The sequence below is a fragment of the Rhizobium sp. PDO1-076 genome (genome assembly GCF_000247475.1).
Classification (GTDB): domain Bacteria; phylum Pseudomonadota; class Alphaproteobacteria; order Rhizobiales; family Rhizobiaceae; genus Allorhizobium.
Genome location: NZ_AHZC01000045.1, coordinates 1 through 11,372, shown reverse-complemented (window position 1 = coordinate 11,372; position 11,372 = coordinate 1). Strand labels below are relative to the sequence as shown.

The following is an 11,372-nucleotide window of genomic DNA, read 5'->3' as shown; positions in this document are numbered from 1 at the left end:
GCTCCCGCACGCCGGTTTGACAGCCGGGAGCCACAGGAAAAGCCTCTGTTCTCCCATGCCTTCTTTGCACTGCTTGCGATCGGCGTCGGCACCTATCTCGGCCGGATGCAGGAGACCATCAACCCGGCCCCGAACACAGATGGAGACGGCGACGGTAGGCAACCGGCGGGCGATGCGCAGGACAGCGGCATGGGCATGCTGGCTGCGTCCACTGCGAGCATGCTGGCCGAGGAACTTGCCGAATTCTGGAAGAAGTTCATCGACGACTACAGACAGACAGACGGCATGACGCCGCGCCTCGTGCGCCATCATTTTTTGTCGACCGACCTTCGGCCGGTTGATTACGCAAGAGACGATGGCTACCGCGGCCAAACCAGCCGCCCATTCCGCATCGACGGTGGGTCGAATAACTTCGATTTCTCACCGCAAGACTTTGGCAAACTTAAATTCGGCTTCCAGATGGCCGCCTCAAACGGTGCCGCACCTTCCGGCAGCGCAATGACAGGTGGCCCTGCACCGAATAACGGCAACACCGGCAACGGCTGGACGGGCGATGGCCCCAGCAATGGTGGGAACGGGAACGGGAACGGGAACGGGAACGGGAACGGGAACGGGAATAGTGGTGGCGGATCCGACAGGGTCAATCGCTCACCTGTGTCAACGGGACCACTCTATCTGGGGACTGGCCTTGCCAATCTGTCGATCCTGCTGACCTGGGCCGACCTCGCGCGGGCCGCGACCGATCCCGATGGCGATCGTCTCCTGATTACGAATATCGAGACTGCTTCTGGAACGATCCGTGCCTATGGCACGGATTCATGGATCTTCACCCCGACACGCGACATGGTCGGTCTGGTGTCATTTCAATATACGATCGGTGATGGATTGGGCACGATTGGCGGCAGGGCATGGTTGACGCTGAATGAAACTCCGGCCCGCGAGACAATCGGCACCGATGGCGCTGATGTCCTGCTCGGCACCCCGTCAAAAGACATCATCCTCGCTGGCGCCGGCGACGATATCGTCTACAGCCGTGAAGCAGACGATACGATCTTTGGCGATGATGGTGATGACCTTCTGCTTGGCGGTGATGGCGCTGACGTCATCCATGGCGGACACGGCAATGACCGGATCTTTGGCGGCGACGGGAACGATGTCATCTTCGGCGGGGCCGGCAATGACATCGTATTTGCCGAAGACGGCCAGGATTCTGTTCAGGGCGGCGCAGGCGACGACGTTCTGTCTGGAGGCGACGGCAATGACCGCCTGTTCGGCGATGCCGACAATGATGTGCTGTCAGGGGATGCAGGCGATGATGTCCTGGATGGCGGCAGCGGTCATGATACGCTGACCGGAGGGGCTGGCAGTGATGCGCTTCTCGGCGCAGAGGGCAACGACGTCTTCGTCGCCGGGACAGCAACCATTCTTTCGCATGACATCCCGTCGTCGGATGACGTAGCCTCAAACACGATTGTTTCAAGCGACGGCAACGACACGATTTATGGCGGCGCTGGCGCCGACAGTTATGACGCTTCGACGGCACGGACCAATGTCACCATCGATCTCGCGGCATGCACCGCGACTGGCACCGGAATTGGGGCAGATCGTGTCTTCGAAGTGGAAAACGCCACCGGCGGTTCCGGTAATGATGTGCTGGTCGGCAATCAAACTACCAATGCTCTCCTCGGCGGCGCCGGCCAAGACGAACTCACCGGAGGCGCAGGCGATGACCAGCTGTCTGGTGGACAAGGCGACGATGTGTTCAGGGCCGCGGTCCTGGCAAGCGACAGTGACGTCGGCGATGATGGCGATGACCTTGTTGATGGTGGGGAAGGATCCGACACCTATGACGCATCCCGGGCTTCCAATTCCGTCGATATAGACCTGAATAGCGGCTTTGCACAGGGCGATGACATCGGGTCGGACATGCTCAGCAATGTCGAGAATGCCACCGGCGGGTCAGCCAATGACAGGCTGACAGCCAGCAATGCCGTCAACATTTTGATCGGCAACGACGGCGATGACGTGTTCGTCTTCGGCGCAACATCCCATCTTTCCAACTCCGGAAGCGGCCGCGACGAGATCCATGATTTCGAGATCGGCGACAAGATCGACTTCTCCAAGCTCGGCCGCGAATTGGGACGGCTTCAATTCGCTGACGGAGACACGACGGTGACCGAGCTTGATGACAAGGACCACAAGACCTTGATCAAGCTGTTCCGCGAAATGACCGAGGATGGTGAGGACGTTCAGGTGGTTCAGCTCATCACCGATCTGGATGACGACGACCACTATGAACTCATGGTGATCAGCCAGAATCCATTGAACAGTTCAGACTTCATCCTGACCGCGTTTGGCCTGCCAGACGGCCAGATTGCTTGACGACAAGACGCATCAACCAGAATTAGGGGACCATCCTATGAGCAAGTTGGACAAGAGCGGACCAGAGCAGATCGATGTTCGCGGCAACGGCATCCGAGGCCGTCTTATCTCGGCGACCATGCTGTCTGCGTTTCTGATCGTCGGCATCGGCGGGTGGGCAGCGCAGGCAAAACTCGCCGGCGCCGTGATATCGCAGGGTGAAATCGCCATCGCCGGAGAGATCAAGCAGATTCAGCATATAGACGGCGGAACCGTCGTCGAAATTCCGGTCAAAGCCGGTGATTTTGTCAAGCGCGGCGACGTGGTTCTAAAGCTGGATGAAACCCAGGCAAAGATCGAACTCGGCATCCTGCAGACACAGATCCAGCAATTGGGCGCCATGCGCGCCCGGCTGGTTGCAGAGCGGGATGGCCTGGAGACATTTGTCTTTGATGGCAAATCCTTGCCGGCGGAGATCGAGCGGGAAGAACGCAAGCTACTGCTTGAAAATCGCAAGATGCGTGAAAACCAGAGAGGACAGTTGCGCATGCAGTCGGCGCAGCTGAAAAACCAGATCGGAGGATTGGGTGAGCAGCGCAAGGCGAGCGAGGCGGAACAACAACTCTTGGCCGAGGAAATCGAAATCCAGAACGGCCTGATCGAGAAGGGGCTGACAAAAACGTCCGAGCTACGCGATCTGAGGCGCCAGATGGTTCGGGTACGCGGCACCATCGGTGATATCGAGGCTAAGATCGCTGAAGCCCAGGCTGAAACCAGCGAGCTGGAAATCAAACTGATTTCGATCGACCAGAACACCCGCTCGGAAGTCCAGAAGGAAATCCTGACCGTCGATGCACGGCTTGCCGAACTTGAGCAGCGGGCAATCGCGGTTGCCCATCGCCTGGATCGCTCGACCGTTCGGGCACCGGAAACCGGCTATATCTACGACCTCCAGGCGCATACGATCGGCGGTGTCGTAGCGCCCGGGCAGGCGATCATGTCGCTGGTGCCGGAACAGGGCGAACTCAGGGTCGACGTCAAGGTCGCGCCAACCGATATCGACCGCGTCAGCACGGATCAGCAGGCCCGCATGCGGTTCATTGCCTTCAACCAGCAGACAACGCCCGAAGTGCGCGGTGCGGTCGAGTTTGTCGCCGCCGGCACTTCCGTCGACAAAGCAACAGGGCTTCCCTACTACAAGACTACCGTCTCGTTTTCCCGCAGCGACCTTGGCCAGCTTGCCGCCAAGCTTCAGCCCGGAATGCCAGTTGAGGTCTATATCGAGACGGACGAGAGGACGGTGGTCTCCTATCTGACGAAACCGATGCAGGACCAGATCATGCGCGCTTTCCGCGAGGAATAGGCAAAGATAGACAAGACTGGCTTGAGAGATCGGACGTCGAGGGTCGGCCAAGCAGATGGCCTGCCCTCGACGCCTCCAGCCCCGTTGATCAGTTTGGGCCGGGTATGTTTTGTTACCCAGATTGTCCTCATGACTTTTCGTCGATAAAACTTGACACCAGCGCTCCATATTTTATGTCCGGACGCATCGCATCGAGACACAGCTGTGTCAGACAGATCGTCGGAGAGAACATTGAAGAGCGTCATCCACCATGACTGTTCGCATATTCCCTTCGCCGCCTCGCTTTTGTTCTGCGTCACCCGTGAGGCCGCCTGAATGTATGCCGCCCTGAACAGCGCGTTTCTGTCGAGCCGCAAATCGCTGATCTGGGGCGTCATGCGTATCGTGCATGATCAGCAAGCGGCAGAAGATCTGGCGCAGGAGACTTATCTGCGGGCGCGCAAGGCGATCGAGAACGGGCCGATAGAACATCTGGAAGCCTTTCTCCACCAGACAGCACGCAATCTGGCCATCGACCATCTGAGGCGACATGCGATGACGGGAGCCGTTGTCAGCTACGACATCCCGGAAAGCGAAACGGCCAATGTGGCCACTCCCGCGCCATCGCCCGAAGAAACACTGATCCAGCGTGAGCGGCTTGCCCTGCTATATTCAGCGCTTTCCCGGCTGCCCAAGCGCGCACAGACCGTCTGGATTCTGAGCCGTATCGAAAAGTGGCCTTATCCGAAAATCGCCGAACATCTCGGTGTTTCCCCGAACACCGTCTACAACGACCTGAAAATGGCGATCGGACATTGCCACGATGCCCTTGAAAAGGCTGACCGCTCTTGACCGCACCACAGACCAAACCGTTGCCTTCGCTACGCGGTCGAAACGGAACCCAAGTCGATTGGCGCGCGTCTCGAGGTCGTTCGAGCCGAAAACTTTGGAGAAGGAGTATTTTTGTGAGATTGCACGGCGAAAATCGTCTCAACGATAGGGCGATGCCTTACCACAACTGTCTTTCGGATGACCTCAGTGACAAATGACAGGACGCAGGTGCGCGACGCAGAGACCTATATGCATGCTGATCCGGTAACGGATGCTGCCCTGGACTGGCTGCTGCGATTGCAGTCGAGTCCAGCGGACGATGCGGAAAGAGCGCGCTTCGAGCAGTGGCGCGGACAGAACCCAAGGCATGCCGAGACCTATTCGAGGCTTGTCATACTGGGTGCGATGCCGGAACTGGAGGCCGCCACGCAGCAACTGGCGCGCCAAGGTGGTGAAATCCTGCCCTTTCGGGCTCCAGCACGTCCGCGTGTCGGGCTCTGGGCAGGCGCGATCGCAGCCACCATCCTGCTTGCCGTCGGCATCCAGCAATATCCGGGCCTGATGATCGGGTGGCAGGCGGATTACCACACAGCGACGGGATCAAAGCAGGTTCTGGACCTGCCGGACGGTTCCCGCATGACACTGAACACGGCGAGTGCCGTGGCGCTCGATTTCGACAATGGCAGGCGCTCTGTGAGGTTGCTGCAGGGCGAGGCCTTTTTCGATGTAGTCCCCGATGCAGCCCACCCGTTCAAGGTGGCGGGGCACTTTTCCGAGGTGGAGGTCAAGGGCACCGGCTTTTCGGTCAGAACCGACGACCAGCAGGATCTTGTTGTCCTGCAGCATGGCGCGGTTCAAGTCGTCCATCTGCCCGATCGCGCCTCGACTGCGCATCTTGATCCGGGGCAGTCGATCTCGGCAACAGCCTCATCGCTTTCACCTGTGCTGAGCGTCAACACCGAAAACGCACTCGCCTGGCTCGAAGGGCGCATCGTGTTCACCGAGCGACAGCTTTCCAGCGTTCTCGACGAGATCGGACGCTACTACCCGAGCCCCGTGATCATTGCCAACAATCGTATAGGCCAAATGCTCGTCAGCGGAAACTACCGCCTGACGGATCCGGAAGGAACCATCCGCTCCCTGGCCTCTGCCGCGGGTGCGACAGTATCGAGGCTGCCGGGTGGAATCTTAATCCTTCAATAAAAAATCAACTTTTTTTGTGAGATTCAAAACCCCCATTCGTCAATTGTTCATGGCCGGTGTCTGCAAGAGCAGACCGGCCCCTTACGATGATGGTTTGAGGGATTTCCTATGGGGCGTAATACGGGTGCTCGAGACACGGGCAAGATCAACCGAAACAAGGTGTCGAGCGGCAATCGCAGCATTCTGCGCCAACTCGTCATTGGCACTATGCTTGGCGGTTCCAGCCTGCTGATCACGACACCGGCGGTCGCCCAGCAGGCCGAGCAAGCAGTCGAACAGGCGGTCAGTTTCTCGATCCCCGCGCAGCCACTCGCAGCCGCGATCTCCGCCTTTATTCGAACCACCGGCTGGGAGGTCGGTTATTCCTCGCAGATCGTAAACGGCAAGACATCCCACCCTGTCTCCGGCTCCATGACCTCGGCGCAGGCGCTGCAGACGCTTCTGGGCGGAACCGGGCTTCGCATCCAGCTCACCGGCGCAACCAAGGCAGCATTGATAGACCCGACGGCCACGGCCGGTGCGGACGCGGCAGTTGGCGGCGCCACGGTGCTCGACACAATCGTCGTTGCCGGTGACGGCGGCGGCGCGATCGGGCCGGATGGCACGATTGTCGCGCAGAATTCGACCACCGGCAGCAAGACTGATACGCGCATCGTTGATTTGCCAGCCGCCGTCTCCGTCGTGACCCAGAAGGAAATGGATCGGCGGGGCGTTAAGAAACTCGACGAGGTTCTTGCCTACACAGCCGGCGTCACCACCGACATGTATGGCTCCGACGACCGTTACGACTGGTACCTGATGCGCGGCTTTGCCCAGACCGGCAATGGAAAATAATCGCGATGGTCTGCCAATGCGCGTTTCCAATTTCACGGGGAGCCGCGTCGAGCCATACGGCATGCAGCGGATCGAGGCCCTGAAGGGCTCGACCTCCACCCTGTTTGGCCTGAACAGTGCCGGCGGCCTGGTAAACTCGATCACCAAGCGCCCACAGGACGAGAAATTTGGCGAAGTCTACACTACGTTTGGCGAGGACCATATCGAGACTGGGACGGATTTCGGCGGTCCGATCGACGAGGATGGCGTGTGGACCTACCGCCTGACCGGCAAGTGGCAGGATGGCGGCAACGGCTTCGACTACAGCCAGGACGACCGCATCTATATCGCTCCGGCCCTGACTTTCAGCCCGGACGATGCGACATCACTCACCTTCATGTCTGACTACAACAAGCGCGACGGCAACACCGGACACGGCATTCCAATCGGCTCCGGCCTCGACACAACGGCTTTCGTCGGCGAGCCGGATTTCGAAACCATGGACACGGTGGAAAAGAACATCGGCTATGCGTTCGAGCATGATTTCGGTAGTGGGCTGCAGTTTCGCCAGAATCTAAGGTATACCGACCTCGACCTGACCTATGAAACAGTCTACGGCGGCACGACCGACCCGGGAGACGATCGCCTGGCATTCGCCGTCTATGGCCAGTCACAACAGATCGCGCTCGACAACCAGTTGCAGTATGATGCGAGCTTCGGTCTGTTCGACAGCCGTACACTGCTCGGCTTTGACGTCAGCAACACCGATTCGCAGGAAAGCCGCTATGACGGCAATGCAGACGGTATCGACATCTACAATCCGGCCTACTGCGGCACTGCCTGCATCACCTGGAATACGGTGAATGACACTGACAGCAGCATGCTGACAAAGGGTGTGTATCTGCAGGAAGAACTGACGTTCGACGATCGCTGGATCCTGACCCTCGGTGGCCGCTATGACAATGTTTCCCAGCAATCGGTCACCGTCGGCCCATGGGCATCCGACTACGATTTTACCACCGAAGCCTTCACCAAGCGCATCGGCCTGACCTACAAGGCAACCAGCGAAGTCTCGCTCTACGCGAACTATGCGGAATCGTTCGAACCGATAGCCCTTTATTACACCACCAGCCTCGACGATCCGAAGCCGATCGAAGGCAGGCAGTATGAAATCGGCGCAAAATATCAGCCTGAAGGCATGGACGCGCTGTTCAGCGTCGCGCTGTTTGACCTGACGCAGAAAAATACGCCGCAGACCGCAGACGCCGTATCCTTTGCTGTCGAACAGATCGGCAAAATCAATGTTAAGGGCGTGGAGCTGGAAGGCAAGTTCGCGGTCACGGATCGCGCCAATGTTACGCTTGCCTATACCTATCTCGACGCCGAAATCCTCGAAGACGGCATCGGCACCAATGAAGGCAACCGTCCGGAACTTGTGCCCGAGCACATGGCATCGGCCTGGGTCGACTATACCATTCCAGGCAACGGCACATTCGGCGACTTTACCATCGGCATGGGCGCACGGTATGTCGGCAGCAATTACGATGACAATGCCAACACACTCGACATTGCATCCCGTACGCTGGTCGACGCTGCCTTGAGCTACAAGGTGACCGACAGCACGACGCTCTCGGTCAACGCCACCAATATCTTCGACAAGAAGTACATCACCCACTACGATAGCTTTGCGAACCTGGAATTCTACGGCGATCGCCGCACTGTCAAAGCCACGCTGAAATACACCTGGTAATCTCAGCTTTTGCCCTACCCGCCTCCCGTGCAAACGGGGGGCGTTTTCCGTTTTCAACCCGACTGCTGATCACGTGCTTTATGGTGGCGCTCCGCCCAAAGAGAAATCCGCGCAATCGAGCCAAAAACAGCCCCGGTGACATCGTCACGGAACACCTCGTCGAAGCCTTCTTCAGCATCTCGTCGATGATCATCACAGATCCCGTCCCCCATACGCCGCTGATTGTTCCGATGCGACGCAGGGCAACAACATCCATCCACGATGGCAAGGAAAGAACAACACCATGATCAATGCCTTCACTCTGTCGGGCATCGCCGTGCCGGTCGATGCGCAGCATATGCTCGACGAAGTCTTTGAGCATTTTGACGAACATGCCGATGTGCGACGGGAGGACACGGCCGTCTTCCTTAGCACCGAGATCGGCATAGCCGAAATCCGCATCGTTGACCACAAGCTGGCGATCGAGCTTTCCTGCCCGAGCCAGCAGGCGCTGCAGATCGCGCGTGGCGTCATCGCCGAGCACCTGTTCATGTTCGCCGGTGACGATCCATTCGAGCTTGGTTGGTCGGACGCTGTCGCAACAACCGTCCCACCGACACTTCGCGAGATCACCATTGTCCGGGCCGAAACCGTCACGCCCCATATGCGCCGGCTGACCGTCACCTGTGACGATGTCACTTCCTATCTCGAAGGCGGCCTGCATGTGCGCCTTCTGATGCCACCGAAAAACAGAAAACCCGTATGGCCGTCGATCGGCACCGATGGCAGGCTATGCTGGCCAAAGGGCGAAGATGAACTGGGCGTGCGCATCTACACCATCCGGGCGATCGACGTCCCGCGCAAAGAACTGCTGATCGATTTCGTCCAGCACCAGGTCGACGGCATGGCCATGCCGGGCGCAGACTTTGCCCGCGATGCAAAGCCGGGAGATAATGCAGCCCTGATGGGCCCGGGCGGCAGCAGCGTACCGAAGGCTGTCGATATCCTGCTGCTGGGCGACGAGACCGCACTTCCAGCCATTGCCCGCATTGCAGCCGAAGTGCCGGTAGAGACGCGGCTTCGCGCCTTTATCGAAGTGGAAGACGAGCGCGAGGAACAAGCGCTGTTGTCCAGCGCATCGCTCGAACTTCACTGGCTGCACCGGAAGGGGAGCCAGACCGGTGCAAGCGGCCTGCTTGTCGAAGCCATGCGAAACATCGCCGATGCGCTTGGTGAAGACACCTATGTCTGGGCCGGATGCGAACGCCTTGAGGCGCAGCAGATCCGCGACATGCTCAAGGCCCGCGGACACAATCGACACCTGATGTCGGTCAGCGCTTATTGGACCAGAGAGGAAGACAATACGATGCGCGGAGAGACCCAAGCCACGGCGTAAAACTGCGCGGCACGCATTCTCTAGAACGCGTGCCGTCCTTCGGAAAGGGCAGCTTGCAGAAGCCCAAAGCTGATTGCCCACTGCCGATAGCCGCGAAACACATCCTGGCCTGCGCCATTGACTCAGCCACACGACGCACTTGATTAAATCATATTTCTTGATACAAATCGGAAAACTTGGGCAGGAGAAATGATGAGCAGCCGGTTTCTGATGATCACGCCGGAAGACGGCAAGGATGTCCTGAAATGCCTCGCCGCACCTGCAAGGCTCGCCATCCTCGAACTGCTGCATGCCCGCGGGCCGTTGAACGTTAACGATATCGCCGATGTGCTTGACCTGCCCCAGTCGACGACATCAACCCATCTCAACCAGATGGAAGAGGCTGGCCTTGTCCGCACCGAGATCTTGAAGGCGCGCAAGGGTAGCCAGAAGATCTGCCATGCCGTCCATGACGAGATTGTCCTGACGTTTTCAGGCCCGGCAAAGACGGCTGACGAGGCAATCGAGGTCGCCATGCCCGTCGGCCTCTATAGCGGCTACGACGTGGCGGCTCCCTGCGGCATGTGCTCGCATGATGGTATTATCGGCTATCTCGACAGTCCGGACACCTTCCTCGCACCGGAACGGATGAAGGCCGGGCTTCTCTGGTTCACACGCGGCTATGTCGACTACCAGTTTCCCAACAACGCGCGGATCAAGGGCGCAGACATCAAGGAACTGGAGCTGCTGCTGGAGCTTTCGTCCGAAGTCCCAGGCACCTCCGACAACTGGCCCTCCGACATAACGCTGTCGATCAACGGCAAGTCGATTGCCATCTGGACATCGCCGGGTGACTTCGGCGACCACCGTGGCAAGTACACGCCGGACTGGTGGAAACTGCGCGGCAGCCAATACGGGGTCCTGAAGAGCTTTCGCGTAACAGCCGGCGGTACATTCATCGATGGCGTTCGCGTGTCCGATACCTGTCTTGACGACCTGGACCTGCTGGAACATCGCTCGATCCGATTGCGCATCGAGGTTCCGGAAAAGGCCGAACACCCGGGCGGGATCAACATCTTTGGCCGTGGTTTCGGCAATTATGACCAGGACATCATCCTGCGCCTGAAAATCTGACATGCATTGAAATGCGGATTGCTCCATCCCCGGGTTGACGCTCGGGCGATCCCGTGTATCTTATCAAACATAATGATATGTATCTAAATAATGGATACAAACGGGAGGAATACATGCGAGCAGTTGGAACCGTTCATAGCGGTTACGTTATTGGTGCGATCGACGCGCGTCTTTACGGGTCATTCGTCGAGCATCTGGGTCGCGCCGTCTATAGCGGAATCTATGAACCCGATCATCCAACTGCCGATGCCAACGGCATGCGCCAGGACGTCATTGATCTCGTCCGCGAACTGGACGTCCCGATCGTTCGTTATCCCGGTGGCAATTTCGTCTCGGCCTACAATTGGGAAGACGGAATTGGCCCGCGTGAAGAGCGTCCGGTTCGCCTCGATCTTGCCTGGCACAGTTCCGAATCCAACCATGTCGGCATCCATGAATTTGCCGACTGGGCTGAAGCAGCCGGAACCGACATGATGCTGGCGGTCAATCTCGGCTCTCGCGGCCTCGACCAGGCTCGTGCCTTCCTCGAATATGTCAATCATCCCGGCGGCAGCTACTGGTCGGACCTGCGTCGGCAGAACGGC

At 58.6% G+C, this 11,372-nt stretch carries 8 protein-coding genes and 1 pseudogene; all 9 read left to right on the top strand.

Going from position 1 to position 11,372, the window contains the following annotated elements:
• Positions 1-2,382: cadherin-like domain-containing protein (locus tag PDO_RS26635; protein WP_007598247.1), on the top strand; the 2,382-nt coding region annotated here is incomplete at its 5' end.
• 37 nt (positions 2,383-2,419) lie between these two features.
• Positions 2,420-3,724 carry an HlyD family type I secretion periplasmic adaptor subunit gene (locus PDO_RS04175; protein ID WP_007598246.1) on the top strand — a complete coding sequence of 435 codons (1,305 nt, stop codon included), beginning with the start codon at positions 2,420-2,422 and terminating at the stop codon, positions 3,722-3,724.
• A 315-nt stretch (positions 3,725-4,039) separates the two neighbouring features.
• Positions 4,040-4,555 (top strand): RNA polymerase sigma factor, encoded by a 516-nt coding sequence (locus PDO_RS04170; RefSeq protein WP_007598245.1) that lies wholly within the window; start codon positions 4,040-4,042, stop codon positions 4,553-4,555.
• A gap of 186 nt (positions 4,556-4,741) precedes the next feature.
• Positions 4,742-5,737 carry a FecR family protein gene (locus PDO_RS04165; protein ID WP_037072614.1) on the top strand — a complete coding sequence of 332 codons (996 nt, stop codon included), beginning with the start codon at positions 4,742-4,744 and terminating at the stop codon, positions 5,735-5,737.
• 108 nt (positions 5,738-5,845) lie between these two features.
• Positions 5,846-6,571 (top strand): STN domain-containing protein, encoded by a 726-nt coding sequence (locus PDO_RS28685; RefSeq protein WP_007598243.1) that lies wholly within the window; start codon positions 5,846-5,848, stop codon positions 6,569-6,571.
• On the top strand, positions 6,561-8,300 hold the full coding sequence (locus tag PDO_RS04160; RefSeq protein WP_202803115.1) for a TonB-dependent siderophore receptor: 1,740 nt from the start codon (positions 6,561-6,563) through the stop codon (positions 8,298-8,300). Before PDO_RS28685 ends, PDO_RS04160 begins: the two co-directional genes overlap by 11 nt.
• A 283-nt stretch (positions 8,301-8,583) precedes the next feature.
• A complete protein-coding gene (locus PDO_RS04150) occupies positions 8,584-9,675 on the top strand; it encodes a DUF2218 domain-containing protein (RefSeq protein WP_007598239.1) in 1,092 nt (363 codons plus the stop codon).
• Between the two features lie 192 nt (positions 9,676-9,867).
• Positions 9,868-10,788: an ArsR/SmtB family transcription factor gene (locus PDO_RS04145; RefSeq protein ID WP_007598235.1), complete on the top strand. Its 921-nt coding sequence runs from the start codon at positions 9,868-9,870 to the stop codon at positions 10,786-10,788.
• Positions 10,789-10,901: 113 nt separating this feature from the next.
• Positions 10,902-11,372: pseudogene (locus PDO_RS04140) on the top strand (alpha-N-arabinofuranosidase); the annotation flags it as partial.

Bases quoted from the DNA above. Each gene is read 5' to 3' on its own strand.
- PDO_RS04175 (WP_007598246.1), top strand. From the start codon at position 2,420: ATGAGCAAGTTGGACAAGAGCGGACCAGAGCAGATCGATGTTCGCGGC.
- PDO_RS04170 (WP_007598245.1), top strand. From the start codon at position 4,040: ATGTATGCCGCCCTGAACAGCGCGTTTCTGTCGAGCCGCAAATCGCTG.
- PDO_RS04150 (WP_007598239.1), top strand. From the start codon at position 8,584: ATGATCAATGCCTTCACTCTGTCGGGCATCGCCGTGCCGGTCGATGCG.
- PDO_RS04145 (WP_007598235.1), top strand. From the start codon at position 9,868: ATGAGCAGCCGGTTTCTGATGATCACGCCGGAAGACGGCAAGGATGTC.
- PDO_RS28685 (WP_007598243.1), top strand. From the start codon at position 5,846: ATGGGGCGTAATACGGGTGCTCGAGACACGGGCAAGATCAACCGAAAC.
- PDO_RS04160 (WP_202803115.1), top strand. From the start codon at position 6,561: ATGGAAAATAATCGCGATGGTCTGCCAATGCGCGTTTCCAATTTCACG.